General features: G+C 48.1%; 17 protein-coding genes. 12 read left to right on the top strand and 5 right to left on the bottom strand.

Annotated elements, in window-relative coordinates:
- Positions 1–181: 181 nt before the first annotated feature.
- Positions 182–1,549: a glycoside hydrolase family protein gene (locus QUA36_RS21580; protein ID WP_333459050.1), complete on the top strand. Its 1,368-nt coding sequence runs from the start codon at positions 182–184 to the stop codon at positions 1,547–1,549.
- A gap of 122 nt (positions 1,550–1,671) precedes the next feature.
- On the top strand, positions 1,672–2,064 hold the full coding sequence (locus QUA36_RS21575) for a hypothetical protein (protein ID WP_333167554.1): 393 nt from the start codon (positions 1,672–1,674) through the stop codon (positions 2,062–2,064).
- Positions 2,065–2,365: 301 nt separating this feature from the next.
- On the opposite strand, the gene QUA36_RS21570 is transcribed toward QUA36_RS21575, so the two are convergent.
- The gene (locus QUA36_RS21570) at positions 2,366–3,019 is read right to left on the bottom strand and encodes a pentapeptide repeat-containing protein (protein ID WP_333459049.1); all 654 of its coding nucleotides are present in this window, start codon (positions 3,017–3,019) and stop codon (positions 2,366–2,368) included.
- Between the two features lie 50 nt (positions 3,020–3,069).
- Between QUA36_RS21570 and QUA36_RS21565 the strand changes: the two genes are divergently transcribed.
- The 5 genes from QUA36_RS21565 (at position 3,070) to QUA36_RS21545 (ending at position 8,408) form a co-directional block, all read left to right on the top strand.
- Positions 3,070–4,503 carry a hypothetical protein gene (locus QUA36_RS21565; RefSeq protein WP_333459048.1) on the top strand — a complete coding sequence of 478 codons (1,434 nt, stop codon included), beginning with the start codon at positions 3,070–3,072 and terminating at the stop codon, positions 4,501–4,503.
- Between the two features lie 397 nt (positions 4,504–4,900).
- On the top strand, positions 4,901–6,484 hold the full coding sequence (locus QUA36_RS21560; protein ID WP_333459047.1) for a chloride channel protein: 1,584 nt from the start codon (positions 4,901–4,903) through the stop codon (positions 6,482–6,484).
- Between the two features lie 62 nt (positions 6,485–6,546).
- The gene (locus QUA36_RS21555; RefSeq protein WP_333459046.1) at positions 6,547–7,434 is read left to right on the top strand and encodes an Rpn family recombination-promoting nuclease/putative transposase; all 888 of its coding nucleotides are present in this window, start codon (positions 6,547–6,549) and stop codon (positions 7,432–7,434) included.
- 131 nt (positions 7,435–7,565) lie between these two features.
- Complete coding sequence (locus tag QUA36_RS21550; protein WP_333459045.1) at positions 7,566–8,045, top strand: J domain-containing protein; 480 nt, start codon at positions 7,566–7,568, stop codon at positions 8,043–8,045.
- Positions 8,046–8,135: 90 nt separating this feature from the next.
- Entirely contained in the window at positions 8,136–8,408 is a 273-nt protein-coding gene (locus QUA36_RS21545) for a DUF3143 domain-containing protein (protein ID WP_333039717.1), read from the top strand.
- Positions 8,409–8,546: 138 nt separating this feature from the next.
- On the opposite strand, the gene QUA36_RS21540 is transcribed toward QUA36_RS21545, so the two are convergent.
- The 3 genes from QUA36_RS21540 to lysA form a co-directional block, all read right to left on the bottom strand.
- Complete coding sequence (locus QUA36_RS21540) at positions 8,547–9,293, bottom strand: isoprenyl transferase (RefSeq protein ID WP_333459044.1); 747 nt, start codon at positions 9,291–9,293, stop codon at positions 8,547–8,549.
- 20 nt (positions 9,294–9,313) lie between these two features.
- Complete coding sequence (gene cdaA, locus QUA36_RS21535; protein ID WP_333164929.1) at positions 9,314–10,207, bottom strand: diadenylate cyclase CdaA; 894 nt, start codon at positions 10,205–10,207, stop codon at positions 9,314–9,316.
- Positions 10,208–10,437: 230 nt separating this feature from the next.
- On the bottom strand, positions 10,438–11,856 hold the full coding sequence (gene lysA / locus QUA36_RS21530) for a diaminopimelate decarboxylase (protein ID WP_333459043.1): 1,419 nt from the start codon (positions 11,854–11,856) through the stop codon (positions 10,438–10,440).
- A 158-nt stretch (positions 11,857–12,014) separates the two neighbouring features.
- Here lysA and rimI point away from each other — a divergent pair, with 158 nt between their 5' ends.
- From rimI to QUA36_RS21505, 5 genes are all read left to right on the top strand, one after another.
- Positions 12,015–12,656, top strand: coding sequence for a ribosomal protein S18-alanine N-acetyltransferase (rimI, locus tag QUA36_RS21525; RefSeq protein ID WP_333459042.1), 642 nt, complete (start codon positions 12,015–12,017; stop codon positions 12,654–12,656).
- Positions 12,657–13,400: 744 nt separating this feature from the next.
- The gene (locus tag QUA36_RS21520) at positions 13,401–15,878 is read left to right on the top strand and encodes an ATP-dependent Clp protease ATP-binding subunit (protein WP_006632591.1); all 2,478 of its coding nucleotides are present in this window, start codon (positions 13,401–13,403) and stop codon (positions 15,876–15,878) included.
- A gap of 324 nt (positions 15,879–16,202) precedes the next feature.
- Complete coding sequence (lepB, locus tag QUA36_RS21515) at positions 16,203–16,799, top strand: signal peptidase I (RefSeq protein ID WP_333459041.1); 597 nt, start codon at positions 16,203–16,205, stop codon at positions 16,797–16,799.
- A 210-nt stretch (positions 16,800–17,009) separates the two neighbouring features.
- Positions 17,010–17,333: a DUF1825 family protein gene (locus tag QUA36_RS21510; RefSeq protein ID WP_194065282.1), complete on the top strand. Its 324-nt coding sequence runs from the start codon at positions 17,010–17,012 to the stop codon at positions 17,331–17,333.
- Complete coding sequence (locus QUA36_RS21505; protein ID WP_333459040.1) at positions 17,333–17,491, top strand: hypothetical protein; 159 nt, start codon at positions 17,333–17,335, stop codon at positions 17,489–17,491. Before QUA36_RS21510 ends, QUA36_RS21505 begins: the two co-directional genes overlap by 1 nt.
- Here QUA36_RS21505 and QUA36_RS21500 read toward each other — a convergent pair.
- The gene (locus QUA36_RS21500; RefSeq protein ID WP_333459039.1) at positions 17,488–19,407 is read right to left on the bottom strand and encodes a transglycosylase domain-containing protein; all 1,920 of its coding nucleotides are present in this window, start codon (positions 19,405–19,407) and stop codon (positions 17,488–17,490) included. The two genes, QUA36_RS21505 and QUA36_RS21500, sit on opposite strands and share 4 nt — an antisense overlap.
- Positions 19,408–19,571: the final 164 nt, after the last annotated feature.

Below are 19,571 nucleotides of genomic sequence, written 5' to 3'. Positions count from 1 at the left end.
ATAGGCGACCATACACCACGCCCTTATCCGACTGATAGCCCTAGAACTCATACGGGGTGAAAACACATTGATGCAAATTCCTGAAATTGTGTTTGTTTAATTCCCTCAACTTTGGAGATAGTTACCATAAATTCACTTCAAAGTTAAACCTAATTCAAAATTGTGAACCTAAAGTAAAAACATGAAACCTTCTAACGAATGCTTTGCACTTATTAAAAAGTGGGAAGGACTCCATAAAGAGCTTCCTGACGGACGGATTCAAGCATACCTAGACCCTGTTGGTATTTGGACAATTGGTTATGGCTCGATCGAAGATTTGGACCTCAACAGACCGATTTTAGAGGGTGATATTATCACACGAGAAAAAGCAGAGCGATGGTTGCAAATTGAGATTGCTGAAAAAGCAGAAGATGTCGATCGATTGTGCAAATTTAAACTCAAACAGTGTATGTTTGATGCCTTGGTTTCCTTCACTTACAACATCGGCATAGGCGCATTCAGCGAGTCAACTCTATTGCGAGAGCTCAACAAAGGCAATTATGAAGGAGCAGCCAAGGAGTTCGATCGTTGGGTACATGGTGAAGATAATGGCACAAAAAGACCTCTGCAGGGATTGATCAATCGTCGAAACGACGAAGAAGCTTTATTTCGGCGCGATGGTTTTTTAGGTTTAGATCTAGCAATAGGCTTTGTGATAAAGCCAGCAGATTTGGCTCAACCGCCGAAGCGAATATTGCCTTATAAACCTGCTCCCGTACCGTTACTGTTCGATCGTACCCTAGAAAAAGGACTTGTTGGAGAAGATTGTTACATTCTCAACTGCGCTTTAGCGGGACTCAAATTTCTGCGTTTGGGTTCTCAACCTAGCGAATTTACTGACATTACTGATAGTGCAGTCAAGCTTTTTCAAACCCGCGAAGTTCTCAGCCGAGTTGATGGAAAGGTAGGTCCAGAAACGAGGAGGGCTATAGAGAATGCTCTCAAGGGCGCGCGCAAAGAGATATCTGTCAATTCATCTGGAATAGATGGGGGTGTATACTGCCGTCTCACACGCACGCGAGGAGAAGCCTACGAAGGACTTAAATTGTGCAAACTCGACTTCGTAAATCCTCAAGGGAATGTAGTTGTTGATTCATTAGACGTTATTTCTGGTGTACCGGCTGCTCAGAGATTTTTAATGTGGGACGATCCTGAAAGTAAACCGCGCAATCTGGCACCTATCCCACAAGATAATTACTACATCTCAGATATCGACTGGGCAGATGGCAAAGATAATTACCACGCTGCACACCCGATAAATGGAAATGGACTCGGACCTGTATGGGTACCTCTTGTTAAATCGAAAGAGCGTTATGAAAGTTGTCGGCTAAATGAGATTGGTTGTCGCGATGCCTTCGGCTTTCATGCTGATTGGAACTGGATTCAAAGTCGTACAAGTCCGGGCAGTGCAGGATGTGCGTGTGTTACTACAATTGATGATTTGAGAAAACTTGTGGAATTGCTCCGCAAGTACGATCCGCGCCTGTTAGTTGTGGACTGGGGACTGTAGATATTGTTGGTTAGGGTAGAGTTTCATCTATCCTAACTTTAATCACCAAATAACGGGAAATCAAGGTTGCAGGTGCGATCGCCCTTTCCCCCATAACGACAATTATATCAATAGTTAAATGTATGACACAAGAACTGCTTGAAGAAATGGAAAGTCAAACCAATAGATGGCATCGATCAGCCGTAATATTGCACTCTATTTCTGTCATTTTAGGAGTGACTTCGGTACTCTCATCAATAATTGTCGCTACCTTTATCGACGAACTAGGAAGCTTCAGGACAAAAGTTTTTGCTGGACTAAGCGCAGCTTCAGTGGCTATCATTGAGACGACAGGCGTTGGACGAAAAGGTAATGGATTTCGTCAAGCCCAAAGACACTTAAAAGCCGAAACAATTAGATTTCGTGAAGGTGAAAGTTCTGTGAAGGTTTTAACCCAAGCTTTTATGGAAGCAGAAGTAATGATAGGAGATTTAGTAATTAAAATGCCATCTACATCCGATGCGGAACAGAATTGATACCAACAAGTAAAACTCAGCAGTTGAGCTATCACAGCAGCCTGCGTGCTTGTCAAATCTTATTTGCTCGATCTGCCGATCGCCCTTCGTAGCCCAAACTGCTAGCTATTAGAGTAGCGATCGCACCTCACACCTTCATCTCCTCACAAAATAACGGGAAATGAAGGTTACAGGCGCGATCGCTCTTTCTCCTGACTAATGCTAGTGACTGATGACTACTGACTAACGACTGCTTTCGGAGTCAACTATCAACTATCAACTGTCAACTGTCAACTGTCAACTGACAACTATCAACTGACTTTCATTCATGTCGCCTACCATCAGGCATCACCGCACCCTTTAAATTCGCCCCTGCCAAATTAGTATCCAACAGCAAAGCATTTCTCAGATTAGCACCCTTCAAATTAGCACTTTCCAGATTAGCCATCCACAGATTAGCACCCTCCAAATTCGCCCCTTCCAAATCAGCGTTAACGAGTAAAATACCTTTCATAAAAGCACATCTTAAGTTAGCAGTTTTCAAATTACTTCCTCCCAAATAAGCATCCTCTAAAAACGAATTTTCTAGATTGCTTCCCTCCAAATTCGCCCCTACCAAATTGCGGCTTATCAGGTAAACCCCAGCCAAACTTGCCTGTTTCAAGTTAGCATTTACCAAATGCGCGTTCCACAAATTGGCATCTTTCAGGTTGGCTTTTTCTAAATTGACGCCTTCCAGAAAAACTTCGCTCAAATTCGCCCCGGAAAGATTGCAACCTTGACATTCCCTCGCTGTCAGCAATTGCCGGACTTGATGCTTGACTGACGAACGGTTCGCTGCGAAAATTATTAAACCTGTAGTTGCTAAGGCAATAATACTAAAAGTTGCCAGCCCGATCGCACTTACAAGCTTTCTCTGTTGTATTTTTCGGAAAATCCGCTTGCAGCCCCTAAAAATATTTACAAAATTGCTCATATTTATAATCCAGTGTTTTGCTTCCCTGCCCTTCCCCTTCCCCTTCCCTTATGAAAAAACAGTTAAAATTTAAATTCCTGACGATCGCACTTATTGTAAGCTTAGCAATAATCGGTGTCGGGTGCGATCGCCTTTTCACAAAACCCTTTCAACTTCCCGCCTCAGCCAAACAAGAACCCTGGCCAATTCAAACAGGCCTCCGAGCCGCCATCCTCCGATCCAACATACCAACAGTCAACCGCGTAGTTTTAGTACCCGACGAAGCCACATTCTTAGCAGCCATCCAAAAATGGAATCTCAAAGGAAACTGGCCTATTCTCATCGAAGACAAAAAATATACACCGATGTTTGTGCAGCGCTTTCAACCCGAAGAAATAGTGCGTTTGCCAAGTATCAAACAGCAACTGCCAAAAAATCAAAAACTCCAGCAATTAATGCTGAACACCACAGCAGCCGCCTGGAATGCCACGGATACTCAAACCTTAAAAGCAAAATGGAAGCAACTCGGCTGGGAACCCCCAGGAGTAGTAATCACATCAGAAAATGACCCCGCACGCTCAGCAGCAGTTGCCTTAGCAGCCGCTCACGGCCAACCTTTAGTATTTCTAGAAGGCAACTTCGGAAAACCCAACGATACCCTCAATAACACACAGTGGAAAACTCTGCAACTAGCAGTTACAAAAGCCGTCGAATCAACCGGATTTTTTTATTCTCAACTCGCAGACCCGATCGACACAATAAGCATTGTACGCCAACTAGCAGTCAAATATCAATCTCCTGAAAAACCCGACGAACAACTAGCCGTTACTGACGGTTTGGGAAGACACCCCAACGGCGAACGCTGGGCGGCTGTCGGCTGGATTTACGGCTCCGAGGTACGATCGATCTATCAAGCCATGTGTGCCATATTTCTCGACAGCCAAACAGCCATGCTTTATGACAGTTACCCCAAGGAAGGAAATTGGGCAAAATATGAAATGGAGGAAGCAGCTAGCGGACTAAAAAGCATAGGTTTAAATGTCGAAGTAGTGCAGAAACCAGAATCTAGCCTGAAAAAGTGGCGGAGTTTAGCCTCAAAACCGTGGACATTTGACTTAATATTAATGAATTCCAAAGGCTATCCAAAATCATTCCAAGTGGGCAATGGTGACGCTTCAGTTGAAGATATACCAAAACTTCAATTTCCTGCAGCAATCCACATGATCCACAGTTGGTCAGCAGCAGCGCCAGATGACACCAACACCGTTGCCGGAAGGTGGCTAGAGAATGGTGCTTACGCATATATTGGCAGCGTCAACGAACCTTTTTTATCGGCATTTATTCCACCTAAATTAATGGTCGATCGCCTCAAGCGAGGATCACCCTTTTTAATCGCAGCACGCCAGCTAGAATCCCCTCCCTGGAAAGTCACCACCATCGGCGATCCGCTAATGTCTATCGCCAAACCCAGACCAAGAATCCCGCCCACTCAACAACCGATGTGATAGTATGCGCGAGCAAGGGATTTAAAATTGGAGATTTGAGATTTGTGCTTGTAAGGTAAAATCTCCAAGCGCCAATTCTTTAATTTGAAAGTTGTTTTGCACTGAGTTATATGATATGACCCGTTCACTGGTGCGATCGACCTAACCACCAAAACTATAAATATAGTTAATTAGCATTATCGCCAGAGTATATCTAAGTTTAAATGTAACTGAGCATACAATCACGCCAAATCCGCCACTCCTCAGAATCAGTCATTCCACCCCAGCGGCTAGCCCAAAAAAATTACCCTAAAATACGCCTTAATTAAGTTGTCAATTGCCCTAAAATCACTCAAAATGAAAATAAGAAATAAATTGTAATATTTATCTAACTTCTCACAGAAGAATTAACCGCTAAATGAGAGCCATCCCTCCTGTGGATCTGCCGCCACCCGGCCCAACCGCAGCAACTCCCCAAGCCTCCCGCCTAAGCCCGCTATTCAACCGCCTGCACCCCAGCCCAGAAACCCTCCTGCTTATCCTCTCCCTAGTGATCGGGGGAGTTACGGGCGCAGGCGTCGTCACATTTCACTACCTCATCCACTTCATCCACAGCTTGATGCTGGAAGACTTCATGGGGGCGATCGCCTCGAAAGGCTCTTGGACGCTAGCCTGCATTCCCACCTTCGGCGGAGTCATCATCGGGCTGATGCGCTGGCGGTTTCGGGACTTTGGTCCGAATATGTCTTCCTTAATTGCAGCCACCCGCGGCCTGCAAGAACTCTCCCCCCTCAAACCCATCACCAAAATGGTGGCAGCCTCAGTTTCCCTCGGCACCGGGGCCTCCCTCGGCCCGGAAGCCCCCAGCGTCGAAATCGGCGCTAACTTCGGAATGCTGCTGGCTCAAGTCTTACAGCTCTCCCCTGAACGGCAGCGCTTGCTCCTCGGCGCCGGAGCTGCAGCAGGTTTATCAGCCGGATTTAACTCTCCCATCGCCGGAGTCTTCTTTGCTTTAGAAGTCGTGCTCGGCAGCACCTTCGCCACTTCGTCAGTCAGCGTTGTCTTGCTCTCGGCCGTAGTTTCGGCGCTGATCGCTCAAATCTGCTTGGGAGCTCAGCCAGCGTTTGCTTTGCCGATATACGATGTCCGCAGCCCCCTAGAACTGCCTCTGTACATGGGATTGGGACTTTTGGCGAGCGGAGTTTCTCTAGCCTACACAGAAGCAATTCAATTAGCCGAGGGCTGTTTTCAAGGAAAAGTCCGGGGATTTGCTTGGCTCGGACGACTGCCCCGGCCGCTTCACCCGATCATCGGCGGGGCCGGAGTCGGCTTAGTCGCCCTGCAATTTCCTCAAATTTTGGGTGTCGGCTACGAAACAGTCCAAGCAATGCTCCAAGATGTTAAATTTTCCTTGCCTTTGCTGTTGCTGCTGCTGTTTGTCAAACTGGCAATGACTGCAATCAGCCTCGGCAGCGGTTTAGTGGGCGGCATCTTCGCTCCGGCGATGTTTTTGGGAGCTTCCCTGGGTTCGGCTTACGGACTCTTTTTGGAAATGCTGCCGGCAATGAGCGATCGAGTCGCCGGCCCTGCCGCCTACGCAATGGTGGGAATGGCCGCCGTACTCGCCGGCAGCGCCAGAGCACCGCTGACAGCCATCCTGTTGATGTTTGAATTAACCCGCGATTATCGGATTGTCTTGCCTTTGATGGCAGCAGTCGGATTGAGCGTTTGGCTGGTGGAGTGGGTCAACCGCCGATCAACAGCCCACAGCCTCAACCTTCAGCAAATGGGCGTAGATGTGGCTGTCAATACACCGATTAAAGCCAGAGAACAGTTGCAAGATTGGGAAGATGTTCTGGGCGATCGCATCGTCACAGAACTGATTTCTTGCCAACTCCCCACCGAGGGCGAACACAGGGACGATGAGCCTGTGCTGGCGATCGCCAATGCACATTTGCCGGAAAATGTCAAACCCTTGCCTGAAACAAAATCAGCCGTTTGACCAATCTCAAATCCGGTTATTTCGCCACCAAACCGATAACCTCAAAGCTAAATCTGACAACCATGATATTTATCAACCCAAAAACCGATTATGCCTTCAAAAAAATCTTCGGTTCCTCAGAAAGCAAAGAGATTCTAATTAGCTTTCTCAACGCCTTGATTTATGAAGGCAATCCCACAATTCAAGACTTAGAAATTATCAACCCGAATCTACCACCAAAACTAGAAGGCTTAAAAGATAGTTATCTGGATGTGAAAGCCAAACTCAGCGATGGCACTTTAGTAATTATTGAAATGCAGGTGCTTAACGTACAGTCTTTTGGCAAGCGAGTTTTGTACAATGCAGCGAAGACTTACGCTTTTCAATTGGAAGCAGCACAAGGATATCGATTGCTGAAGCCAGTGATTGCTTTGACAATTACTGATTTTGAAATGTTTTCTAACAGCCCCGAATTTATTTCCCGATTTGTGTTCAAAGAAGTCAAGAAAAACTTTACGTATCCCGAAAACGATCTGGATTTAGTGTTTGTAGAGTTGCCAAAGTTTACCAAAGGACAGGAGGAACTTGAAAGTTTAGCAGACAAATGGATTTATTTCATGAAAAATGCGAGAAGTCTGACATCAGTTCCCGAAACAATGGATAGCATACCAGAAATACATGAAGCTTTTAATATTGCGAATCAAGCAAGTTTGAGCAGAGAGGAAGTGGAAGATTTGGACAGAAGAGAACAGTTTATTTATGACCAACAGGGAGCAATTATCAAGGCTGTTCAGGACGGCATAGAACAAGGCATAGAACAAGGCATAGAACAAGGCATAGAACAAGGAATGCGAGAAAAGGCGATCGCGATCGCCCGACAATTACTCTCACAGCTAGATAATGCCACCATCAGCCAAGTTACAGGGCTTAGCGTTGAGGATGTGCAGAATTTGCGCTCGACCAATTCATAGTTTAAAGTGGGCGATCGTACCTTGAGCCGATCGCCCACCCTCAACCCCTCGACATCGCAGACAGTGGCGCTACCCTCAAATCTGCTCTAAAATAATCAAAAATTATAAACAACAAGCCCAGAGGCGCTGAGGTGACTCCTAACGAGGGAACGGCAAACAGCAAAAGTCAGAAAATACCCGGCAAAACCCCCTTGGGTTCTAGTTACTACGGCTTGTTAGGGCTGCATCCTTCAGCCTCAGCGATCGAAATTCGGCGATCGTACCGGGAACTGAGCAAACTCTACCATCCCGATACCACCGAGCTGCCTCCCGCAGTCGCCACCGCTAAATTTCAGCAGCTCAACAACGCCTACGCCACCCTCAGTAACCCAGAACGTCGCCTCGCCTACGACCTCAAAATAGGCTATTCTCGCCTGAACGTGATTGGGCCACCCCCAGGCTTCAATACTCCGGTTTCGGGATCGGGCAAAAAAACTTCCAACTCCGCTTACCTAGATCCCACGGATCGACCTCTTTCCCCCGGAGAAATGTTCGCTCTGTTTATCATGGGAGCTAGCTTAATCGGATGTTTGGTACTGGCGATCGCGATCGGCTTAATTCGTGGCAATTAAAGCCTCAAATCCGACATCCCCAATCTAAAATCGGAAATCCCCAATCCGAGATCCCCAATCTAAAATCTAAAATCTAAAATCTAAAATCCCATGACTCTTCCTTCCGCTGACACTCCTTTGTACAACCATCCACTCCCGGAAATCGAGCAGTGGCTAAAAAGCCGCGGCTGCCAGCAAGATCGGCGAGAACTCCACTGCTGGCAGATCGAGCAACTTACATGGAAAGCAGAACTCTCCCTCGATATCGACCAACTCACCGTCCGTTACATCGATGCTGGAGCCGACGGCCAAGACATTCAGCGAGCATTCAAATACTCCCTCTCACGTCAAGACATTGAAGCGGCCGTTTTCTCCGGCCCCTAATTTGATTTTAGATTTTAGATTTTAGATTTTAGATTTGTCCTCCAATCTAAAATCTAAAATCGTTATGTTGAGCAGGAGATGACCTACTTGGAAACTGAAAAATCAACCAAAAAATCTAAAATCCCAAATCCAAAAGCGTTAGACTTTGCCAAATCGGCGGCTGCGCTTCTGATAATCAGACAAAGCGCGGTGAAACTCCGATCGATCAAAATCCGGCCACAGCGTCTCAGTAATGTAAATTTCCGAATAAGCCATTTGCCATAGTAGAAAATTGCTCAACCGCATTTCCCCGCTCGTCCGGATCAGCAAATCCGGGTCACAAATATCAGCAGTATACAAATAGCGTTTAAATAAAACCTCATCAATTTCCTCCGGCTGCAACTTGCCCTCTTTCACCTGAGTGGCGATCGCCCGACAAGCTTGTACAATCTCCTGACGCCCCCCGTAATTTGTCGCCACCGTAAACAAAATGCCCTGATTATGCTGAGTGGCCGTCACAGAACGCTCGATTTCCGCCTGCAAAGACTTCGGCAAAGCCTGCAAATTCCCCATAAATTGAATTTGCACGTCCTCGTCCACCATCTCCCGCAATTCTTGCCGCAACTTTCCCTCAAACAAACTCATTAAAAAATCTACTTCCCCGGCCGGTCGCCCCCAATTCTCCGTCGAAAAAGCATAGGCCGTTAAAGCTGGAATCCCCCAATCTTTGCAGCAGCGCAGCAGTTCCTTCAGAGTGCTAGCTCCTCGGCGGTGCCCCGCAATCCGCGGCAACCCCTTCTTCTTCGCCCAGCGCCCGTTCCCGTCCATAATCACTGCTATGTGCTTAGGCAGTAGTTCCTGTTGCAGATCCTCCGGCAACTTTTCCAAGCAAATTCCTTGACTCATGGTTTCTCCCGATTACCCGACTAACGGCGCAGTATCCGTTTTAATAGCGTCACTCCCTTCAATCCTATCTGGCGTCCGAGATTGCCGATCGGAATTGGAGCCACAACTCTTTCTCCCTCGGACGGGAACAGCTTTGCTTCCAGCAATTCCTTAAGTTTGTTGCTAGTCAAAGGTCGATTTAAAAGTCCCATCTGGGCTAAAGAAATAGAACCCGTTTCCTCGGACACCACCACGCACACGCAAGCTTGCACCCGTTCCGTAATCCCCATTGCCGCCCGATGGCGGGTTCCCAACTGCCGCGACGCAGTGCGATCGGACAAAGGCAAAATTACCCCCGCCGACACGATCCGCGAACCTCGAATCAAAACAGCTCCGTCGTGCAGCAAAGTTTGCGGCTGAAAGATAGTCTGCAACAATTCTTTAGAAACTTCAGCATTTAGCTTTAATCCCGGCACAGAAAAATCCCGATCGTCGATCGGAGAATCTGTTTCTATAATTAGTAAAGCGCCCGTGCGGTTTTGCGAAAGTTCTTTTACGGCGTCCACAATTTCATCTATTACGCTGTCCGGTTCGGGAGTTGGTCGGCGATCGCGTCCAAACAATTGCCGAAATTCCCCCCGACCCAATTGTTCCAGAAATCGGCGAAACTCCGACTGCAATATTACCGCCATTGCCACAGCCGAACCAGTCACCAAGCTGTTGAGGGCAACGTGCAACAGCCTCAATCCAGCCCAGTTGCTCAGCGCCGCCGCCAGCATCAAAATAATAAATCCGCGTACCATCCACAGCGTTCTGCGCTCGCCAACAATGACGAGCACCAAATACGCAAGGGCAAAAACCAGTCCAATATCGATCCCTTGAATCAATAAGGACTGAACCAGGGCCAAGTCAAAGCCAGATTGTTGATTGTTCATGGTTCATCGAACGCTACCGCCTGTGAACCGCGAACCGTGATGCACTCGAACCCATGAACCATGAACAGTTGTTATAAGGAATATGCTGAAAATCCCCGTGTTTTTAGATCGGGAAGTGTCAATCCAATCGTGTGACTGAACAAGGCAAAAGTTAAAAGTGAAAAAACAATCATCACTAAGTAAACATGGATTGTTTTTCTTTTAACTTTTAACTTTTAACTTCTAAGTTTTTACTTTGGAGCTCCGAGTCGTTCAGGAAGGCGGTCAAGCCTCAGCAAATCCTGGTAAGTTTCCCGCTGTATAATCGTGTTAACTTCCCCATTTCTCACTAAAACCGCGGCCGGTCGGGGTACTCGGTTGTAGTTAGAAGCCATACTGTAATTGTATGCCCCTGTGGCCGTAACCGCGAGGACATCTCCGGCATGACACTCTGGCAATTTGGCATCTTTAATCAGAACATCGCCTGACTCGCAGTGTTTCCCAGCAATTGTCACTGTTTCCGTTAAGGCAGCAGACATTTTACCGGCTGCGAGAACTCGATAAACTGATTGGTAGGTAATTGGACGCGGATTGTCCGACATACCTCCATCCACAGCTAAATAAGTCCGCATTCCCGGAATGACTTTTTGAGAGCCAACGGTGTAAGCAGTGACACAGGCTGTACCGACGAGCGATCGACCCGGTTCGCAAAGCAATTTTGGTAATGGCAATTGCTGCCGCTCGCAAGCTGCTACCACTGCGGAGCAAATTGTACGAGCCCAATCTTCAATGCTAGGAGGATCGTCCGCTTCAGTATAGCGAATGCCTAACCCACCGCCAATATTAATTTCGGTTGCTGGCAAACCATAACTCTGTGCTTTTGTCAAGGCCTGAACAATGACTTCGGCTAAATCGTCATGGGGTTGCAGTTCAAAAATCTGAGAGCCGATGTGAGCGTGCACTCCGACGCAAAATAAGGACGGGTGTTGGCTGATGAATTTAAATACTCGATCGAGTGAGTTGGGATCAAAGCCAAATTTACTGTCGATTTGACCCGTCTGAATGTACTCGTGGGTGTGACACTCAATTCCCGGAGTAAACCGCACCATAACTCGTGTCGGCCCACCTGTGAGGCTGCGGACACCCAATTCTCCCAACTCTGCTAGAGTCTCTAAATCCCGCCAATTGTCGGCTACGGTAATGCAGCCGCTTTCGACAGCTAGCTGGAGTTCCTCGCGGGACTTGTTGTTACCGTGGAAGTAGATTTTGTCGGGGCCCACGCCGGCTTGCAGTGCAGTGTAGATTTCTCCGGCGGATACGACATCTATCCCTAAACCTTCGGAAGCTGCGATCGCGCAAACTGCCAAACAACTCCAAGCTTTAGAAGCATAGAGCACTTGAGATTCGCCCGGATAGTAACGCTTAAAAGCATCCCGGTACTGGGTGCAAGCCGCCCGCAGCGTTTCTTCGTCTAAAATATACAACGGCGAGCCAAATTGCTCAACCAAAGCTGTCACCTCGCAGCCTCCGATTTCCAACCGATCGCTGCTGTTAACACTGGCTGTCAGCGGTAACAGTTCTTGATTTGGCGATCGAGTTTGCAGGGCTTGTTGAGACTCAGACAGATACTTAAGTCCCGATTCCACCCCGAAAGATTGAGTTGATACCATCGCGCAATAACTATCCTAGGTTATTAGTCAGCAGTCATTAATCAGCAGTCAGCAGTCGGCAGTCATTAATCAGCAGTCATTGGTCGTTGGCAGTAGACTAATGTCTGGAGACTTGTGAGTCATGACTCAAAACTAGCAACAAACAGCTAATCGCTACTGTGTTTTCCAGTGTACAATTTACAGCCGTGCGTTTTCTACAAATTAAACATCTCGCCGCAGAAGACCTCAACAGTGCAGTCGAACTCGATCGGCTCTGTTTTGGCGGACTTTGGACTTTAGAAGGCTATGGGCGTGAGTTAGGCAGTCCTAACAGCGATTTACTGGGTTTGTGGGCATCGGAAACCGAGGTCGGCGAATCAGCTCAAAACCTCGCGCGCACGGGGGCACCGCCCCTACAGATTCCCCCAACCCTGATCGGTTTGGGCTGCCTGTGGGCAATTTTAGAAGAAGCTCATATTACAATTTTGGCAATTCATCCTCGCTTTCAAGGTCAGGGTTTAGGACAAGCTCTGCTTTGGGATTTACTAAACAAGGCTCACTATAGACAATTAGAACGGGCAACTTTAGAAGTGCGGGAGTCTAATTTAGCCGCCGTCTCACTGTACAAAAAATTTGGTTTTAAAGAGGCAGGGCGGCGGAAAAGGTACTACGAAGACACCGGAGAAGATGCTCTGGTAATGTGGCGCAGTGGCCTAGAGAAACCAGAATTTCAGCAATATTTGGCGGTTGAAAAAGTGCAAATTTGCGATCGACTGCATCAGAAAAACTGGCATTTGGCGAGCGATATTTTTGAGTTTTAAATGTAATTTATTGAGTCTTTTACTTGCATTGACCAATAATAATGGGTCACTCAATATAAATTTAGTCCAAAATCCTCATAGGCAATCAACTTCAGCATGGGAAGAAACCTCTGCCTGCATGATCATAATTCCCGCTTTGCTTCGCGCTCGTTTGAACCGTGCAGAGTATAGTTTGAGCCAAACCCCTCGGAGTGTAGCAACACTCACTAATTGCTCAGGATCGATCGCACAACTGACAACAGGAAGAATAACCAAATCTTCAACGGATCTGAGACAAAATTTTAGATAAAAAAAGCCCAGCTCGCTCTTTCCCTCGCAAACCAAAAGATTCTTGAGATGGACAACAGCTTAAGAGCGAGTTTAGGGGATCGATCGCCCATCTAACTAATAAGTTTTGTGCAAAACCCGGCCTGTACTGCGAGAATTATCAGTTTTGCACCTGCATGACAGCCAAAAAGATTATGCTAGAATCCATCAATACGCAGTCGTAGGTTGGGCACGGGCCGAGAAGAGCAATCTTCTTGCAGTCTAGGGGAGGTTGTAGGTCAGCCACCATTTGGGTCTTCCCAGTTGAAAGCCACCCTGCAACATGAGCCTGGAATCTGCAACCGCAGCCGAGTGCGGCAGATAGGTTGGGAGTGTCGCGCTAGAATAAGCAGTACGAGTTAACACTCGAACACAAACGCTCGTTGTGCGAGCGTGACCTCGAAACGGGCACATAGCAGCAGGTGATGGGAATAAATCATGTTTGAACGCTTCACAGAAAAAGCAATAAAAGTAATCATGTTGGCCCAGGAAGAAGCTCGCCGCCTGGGTCACAACTTCGTAGGGACAGAACAGATCCTCCTGGGTCTGATCGGAGAAGGAACCGGGGTTGCAGCGAAAGTCCTCAAATCAATGGGCGTCAACCTGAAAGACGCTCGGATTGAAGTGGAAAAAATTATCGGTCGCGGTTCCGGCTTCGTAGCAGTCGAAATTCCGTTCACTCCCCGCGCCAAGCGGGTTCTAGAACTATCCCTAGAAGAAGCTCGCCAACTCGGACACAACTATATAGGTACTGAACACCTGCTGCTCGGTCTGATCCGCGAAGGTGAAGGAGTAGCGGCCAGAGTCTTAGAAAACCTGGGAGTAGACTTGTCGAAAGTCCGCACCCAAGTGATTCGGATGCTGGGAGAAACCGCAGAAGTCGCAGCCACTGGCGGCGGCGCTCGCACCAAAACCCCAACCCTCGACGAATTTGGAGCCAACCTCACTCAAATGGCAGTCGATGGCAAACTAGACCCAGTAGTCGGACGCCAAAAAGAAATCGAACGGGTAATTCAAATCCTCGGTCGCCGCACCAAAAATAACCCGGTGCTCATCGGCGAACCCGGAGTCGGTAAAACCGCGATCGCCGAAGGTCTGGCCCAGCGCATCGCTAACAACGACATCCCAGATATCCTTGAAGAAAAGCGCGTTGTTACCCTCGACATCGGCTTGCTCGTCGCTGGTACTAAATACCGGGGCGAATTTGAAGAACGCCTCAAAAAAATCATGGACGAAATCCGCACGGCGGGTAACGTGATTTTGGTGATTGACGAAGTGCACACTTTGATCGGTGCAGGTGCGGCTGAAGGGGCGATCGACGCGGCGAACATTCTCAAGCCGGCTTTGGCTAGAGGCGAACTCCAGTGTATCGGCGCTACCACCCTCGACGAGTACCGCAAGCACATCGAGCGCGATGCAGCCTTAGAGCGGCGCTTCCAGCCCGTGATGGTCGGCGAACCCACCGTTGACGAGACGATCGAGATTCTCTTCGGTCTGCGGGAACGCTACGAACAGCACCACAAGCTGAAAATCTTGGACACGGCCCTCGAAGCCGCAGCCAAACTCTCTCACCGATACATCTCCGATCGCTTCCTCCCAGACAAAGCAATTGACTTGGTAGACGAAGCTGGTTCCAGAGTTCGCCTGATCAACTCCCAACTGCCCCCCGCAGCCAAAGAACTTGACAAAGAACTCCGCCAAGTCCTCAAAGATAAAGACGAAGCGGTGCGTTCTCAAGACTTTGACAAGGCCGGCGAATTGCGCGATCGAGAAATGACGATCAAAGCCGAAATTCGCGCTATTTCCCAAGCCAAAAAAACCGACTCGGCCCGCACCGGCGAAACCGACCCATCGCCAGTAGTCACCGAAGAAGATATCGCTCAAATCGTGGCAAGCTGGACGGGCGTACCGGTCAACAAACTGACCGAATCCGAATCCGAAAAGCTGCTGCACATGGAAGATACCTTGCACCAGCGCTTGATCGGTCAAGAAGAAGCAGTGAAAGCCGTTTCCCGCGCCATCCGCCGCGCCCGCGTCGGTTTGAAAAATCCGAATCGCCCGATCGCCAGTTTCATCTTCTCCGGGCCCACAGGCGTCGGCAAAACCGAACTCACCAAAGCCCTAGCAGGCTACTTCTTCGGTTCCGAAGATGCGATGATTCGGCTGGATATGTCGGAGTACATGGAACGGCACACCGTCTCCAAACTCATCGGTTCTCCTCCAGGCTACGTCGGCTACAACGAAGGCGGTCAACTCACAGAAGCAGTCCGCCGCCGTCCTTACACCGTCGTGCTGTTCGACGAAATCGAAAAAGCCCACCCCGATGTCTTCAATATGCTGTTGCAAATATTGGAAGACGGTCGCTTAACAGATGCCAAAGGTCGCACCGTGGACTTCAAAAACACGCTGCTGATTATGACCTCAAACATCGGTTCTAAGGTGATTGAAAAAGGCGGCGGCGGCCTCGGCTTCGAGTTTAGCGACAACCAAGCCGATGCTAATTACAACCGCATTCGTTCTTTGGTTAACGAAGAACTCAAAAACTACTTCCGCCCCGAATTCCTCAACCGACTCGACGAAATTATCGTCTTCCGCCAGTTGAACAAGGAAGAAGTCAAGGAAATTGCGGTCATCATGCTCAAAGAAGTGTTCGGTCGTTTGACAGAACAGGGCATCACCCTGGAAGTGACCGAAAAATTCAAAGAACGGTTGGTAGAAGAAGGCTACAACCCCAGCTACGGAGCTCGACCCCTGCGCCGCGCTATCATGCGCTTGCTGGAAGACAGCTTGGCTGAGGAAATCCTTTCTGGCCGCATCAAAGACGGCGACACCGCTGTTGTGGATGTGGGCGAGGACGGAATTGTTAAGGTGCTGCAAGGTCAAAAGCGGGAATTGCTGCCCCAAGGCGCTGAGTAAGTTTGAGTAAGTGCGATCGCAAGTTAAGTTGGGAAATAACCAATCTCCCGATCGCAAACAACTCAAAATCCTCACATAAAAAAGGTAGAGAATCTTAGTTCTCTGCCTTTTTTATGAGTTAATATCAACACAATGTACGCTTACTTTTCTAAGTATCTTCGTCTCAAAAAATAGGATACCGATCGACTCGGTTTCCGTAGGACGGCGCCGCCGTGTTCGCCCTTCCGGGTTTCTGAATACCCCAACAAAGTTTTACTTTTAATTAGAGCGAGCTACTTCAAGGGCAATTAGATAATTAGCAAGAACTATATAGTGGAGAAATAAATGACATCTGAAAAAAACAAATTGGGTGCAGAAGTAGCAGAAAATCCGGCTGCTGAAAGCTGGTGGCAGAAAGCGTGGAAGTCGCAGCGAGAAAATCTTCAGATAGTGATTATTGCTTTGAGTTTAGCAATAGTGATTCGAGCCTTGGTCGCCGAACCGCGCTACATACCCTCAGATTCTATGGTACCAACTTTGCACGTGGGCGATCGCGTCGTAGTCGAAAAAATCTCCTACTACCTCGAACCTCCAAAAACTGGCGACATCGTAGTATTTGCCCCGCCCGAAAAGTTGCAAGAACAAGGCTTTACCCAAGACCAAGCATTCATCAAGCGGGTAATTGGCTTACCGGGTCAAACCGTCGCCGTTAAAGAAGGTTTAGTTTATCTCAACGACAAACCCCTCGTCGAAAAATATATTGCCGAACCTCCTAAATACCAGTGGGGGCCTTATCGCGTCCCAGAAAATGAATACTTTGTGATGGGAGACAACCGCAACAACAGCAACGACTCCAGCAGGTGGGGATTTTTACCTAAGCAGAATATCATCGGCCGCGCTGTAGTGCGGTTTTGGCCTCTAGAACGCATCGGGGAAGTTTGAAGTCAGTTGACAGTTGACTGTTGACAGTTGACTGTTGACAGTTGTGATCGCAAGCCCGATGCCCGATGCCTCTGCTGTACGGAAATTTCTACTTATTCTTGTACCTAGAGGGGTAGGGACTTCCTCCGGCAACTGATAAAATGGTACAAAAAGCAGCGGGATTTCTCGCCTAGATCAAAATTAGTAGAATATTAAAAAATTAGGAAAGCTATGGGATTTTTTGATTCAGAAATTGTTCAGCAAGAAGCCAAGCTGTTGTTTGAAGACTATCAATCTCTCATCCAACTAGGTGGCAATTACGGCAAATTCGATCGCGAAGGCAAGAAAATGTTCATCGCTCAGATGGAATCGATGATGGAGCGCTACCGTATTTTTATGAAGCGCTTTGAGCTGTCTGAGGACTTCATGGCTCAGATGACTGTAGAGCAGTTGAAAACACAGCTCAATCAATTTGGCATCACGCCCCAGCAGATGTTTGAGCAAATGAACTCTACGCTGGAACGGATGAAATCGGAGCTGGAAAAACAATCCTAGTGTCAGAAGGAAGAAGGAAGAAGGAAGAGGGAAGAAGGAAGAAGGAAGAGGGAAGAGGGAAGAGGGAAGAAGGAAGAGGGAAGAGGGAAGAAGGAAGAAAAAGAAAGTATTCCCAATGCCCAATGCCCAATGCCCAATGCCACATGACTGATAATTAAGGCCGCTCAAAAGACGAAGCAGGTTTGAAACTTTCTGCGGGAACTCCCTGCAAAGCTTGGCTCATAAAATCGCGCCAAACAGGGGCGACAATCCCACCGCCAGTAGCACCGTAGCTCATCGGTCTGTAATTGTCGTTGCCCATCCAAACAGCCACCGACAACTGCGGCACGTAACCCACAAACCAGATATCCCGTTCTGAGGAAGTTGTACCAGTTTTCCCAGCAGCCGGCCGCCCAAGTTGAGCCGCCCTTGCCGTTCCGTTGTTAATTACCCCTTGCAGGGCGCTGTTGACAGATGCCGCCGCCCAGGAATTGAGAACTAATTTGGGTTTGGGCGTATTGTCGAGCAAGACGTTGCCACTGCTGTCAGTGACTTGCACGATAAATGTGGTGTCAGAATGCCAGCCGTTGTTGGCGAAGGTAGCAAAAGCTCCGGCCATTTCTAAAGGAGTGAGGTCAACGGCACCCAAGGGCAAAGAAATCACCGGTTCCATCGGACTTCTGATGCCGAGCACGCGGCAAATCTCAATCACTTTATTCAATCCGACTTCTTGACCAAGCTTGACGGCGGGAATATTTAGAGATACTTCCAAAGCTCTGCGGATGCTGACGGCACCGGAGAAGCCACCGCCGTAGTTTTGAGGGTAGTAATAGCCGTCGCCGTCCCGGTAGCCGACAGGGGAGTCGTAGACAACTGAATCCGGGGTGTATTTGCCACTAGCAAAGGCAGCGTAGTAGACAAAAGGCTTAAAAGAAGATCCGGGCTGACGGCGTGCTTGAATGGCGCGGTTGAACTGACTCTTTTCGTAATCGACGCCGCCAACCATTGCTTTGACGAAGTGGGTGCGGGGATCGACGGCGGCTAGGGCAATTTGACCTTCCTCGCGATCGTAAAAAAGGCCTTGGTAGTAAAGCCGATTGTGCCACGCTTTGACGGTTTCTTCGGCTATGCGCTGCATTTTGAGGTCGATCGTGGTTTGAACGCGCATTCCTCCCTTAACCACGGCATCTCGCCCAAAACGCCTTGTCAGTTCCTGAACTACGGCTTGTGTTACGTAAGGAACTTGAGATCCTCCAAAAGAGGTAATTTTGCCTAGCTTAATTTTTTCCTGGCGGGCAGCAGTCTCTTGGGCAGGCGTAATCCATTTAAGATCCTTCATGCGGCCTAAAACGATTGTTTGCCGCTCTTTTGCCAACTTGTAATTGACGAAAGGACTGTATTCTTCGGGGGCAGAAATTAAGCCGGCCAACATCGCTGCTTCTGCAAGAGTCAAATTGCTTGCTGACTTGTTGAAATAGCTTCGAGAGGCTGTCTCTACGCCGTACAAGTTGTGACCTAAGTAGATTTGATTCAGGTATAGTTGCAGAATTTGGTCTTTGTTGAGAATTTGCTCCAAGCGGATAGACATTACCGCTTCAGCTACCTTGCGACTAAATTTTGACTGGGGAGAAAGAAATAGGTTTTTGACTAGCTGCATAGTCATAGTCGAGCCGCCTTCAACGGTTCTACCTTTCTCTAGGTTGACTATTAGAGCGCGGGCTATCCCGCCAGGGTTGATGCCTTTGTGGGTGAAGAAGTTGCTATCTTCGATCGCCAGAACAGCTCGTTTCAGGTTCGGGGAGATTTGGTCAAGGGGTACGACATCCCGGTTGGCTTCGTCGTGGATGCTGGCTAGCGGCTTGCCGTTGATGTCGTAAATGTGGGTAGTTTCTGTGGGAGAGTAGGTTTGCAAGATCCGAACATCTGGCAAATTGCGGAAGCTGATCGCTAAGCCAACCAGTCCACCAGCGACTACGGAACTGGCAAGCATTGTTATGCTGAGTATGGTTCCGGCGGTCACTTTACTGACTGACTGAACAAACTCAAATACGGGGGCTGAGTTTTCCGTGTTATTGCGGACTGCGTTGGTTGACACGTGGATTTCACTTCCTCACTCGATTTGGTGTTTAAGACTTTTAATTTTAGATGCGAACCCTAGAGACTGTCAGTCGATTTTAGATTTTAGATTTTAGATTTTAGATTTATTCCACAGATGAATCTGGGAGTTTGAACAAGAGTCTAAAATTTGGGGATCTCCAC

Origin of the sequence: Microcoleus sp. Pol10D4 (assembly GCF_036701555.1) — a bacterium.
Lineage (GTDB): Bacteria > Cyanobacteriota > Cyanobacteriia > Cyanobacteriales > Microcoleaceae > Microcoleus.
The sequence above is the reverse complement of the archived record's forward strand: the minus strand, read 5'-3'. Positions and strand labels throughout refer to the sequence as shown.

Bases quoted from the DNA above. Each gene is read 5' to 3' on its own strand.
- QUA36_RS21580 (WP_333459050.1), top strand. From the start codon at position 182: ATGAAACCTTCTAACGAATGCTTTGCACTTATTAAAAAGTGGGAAGGA.
- QUA36_RS21575 (WP_333167554.1), top strand. From the start codon at position 1,672: ATGACACAAGAACTGCTTGAAGAAATGGAAAGTCAAACCAATAGATGG.
- QUA36_RS21570 (WP_333459049.1), bottom strand. From the start codon at position 3,019: ATGAGCAATTTTGTAAATATTTTTAGGGGCTGCAAGCGGATTTTCCGA.
- QUA36_RS21565 (WP_333459048.1), top strand. From the start codon at position 3,070: ATGAAAAAACAGTTAAAATTTAAATTCCTGACGATCGCACTTATTGTA.
- QUA36_RS21560 (WP_333459047.1), top strand. From the start codon at position 4,901: ATGAGAGCCATCCCTCCTGTGGATCTGCCGCCACCCGGCCCAACCGCA.
- QUA36_RS21555 (WP_333459046.1), top strand. From the start codon at position 6,547: ATGATATTTATCAACCCAAAAACCGATTATGCCTTCAAAAAAATCTTC.
- QUA36_RS21545 (WP_333039717.1), top strand. From the start codon at position 8,136: ATGACTCTTCCTTCCGCTGACACTCCTTTGTACAACCATCCACTCCCG.
- QUA36_RS21540 (WP_333459044.1), bottom strand. From the start codon at position 9,293: ATGAGTCAAGGAATTTGCTTGGAAAAGTTGCCGGAGGATCTGCAACAG.
- cdaA (WP_333164929.1), bottom strand. From the start codon at position 10,207: ATGAACAATCAACAATCTGGCTTTGACTTGGCCCTGGTTCAGTCCTTA.
- lysA (WP_333459043.1), bottom strand. From the start codon at position 11,856: ATGGTATCAACTCAATCTTTCGGGGTGGAATCGGGACTTAAGTATCTG.
- QUA36_RS21520 (WP_006632591.1), top strand. From the start codon at position 13,401: ATGTTTGAACGCTTCACAGAAAAAGCAATAAAAGTAATCATGTTGGCC.
- lepB (WP_333459041.1), top strand. From the start codon at position 16,203: ATGACATCTGAAAAAAACAAATTGGGTGCAGAAGTAGCAGAAAATCCG.
- QUA36_RS21510 (WP_194065282.1), top strand. From the start codon at position 17,010: ATGGGATTTTTTGATTCAGAAATTGTTCAGCAAGAAGCCAAGCTGTTG.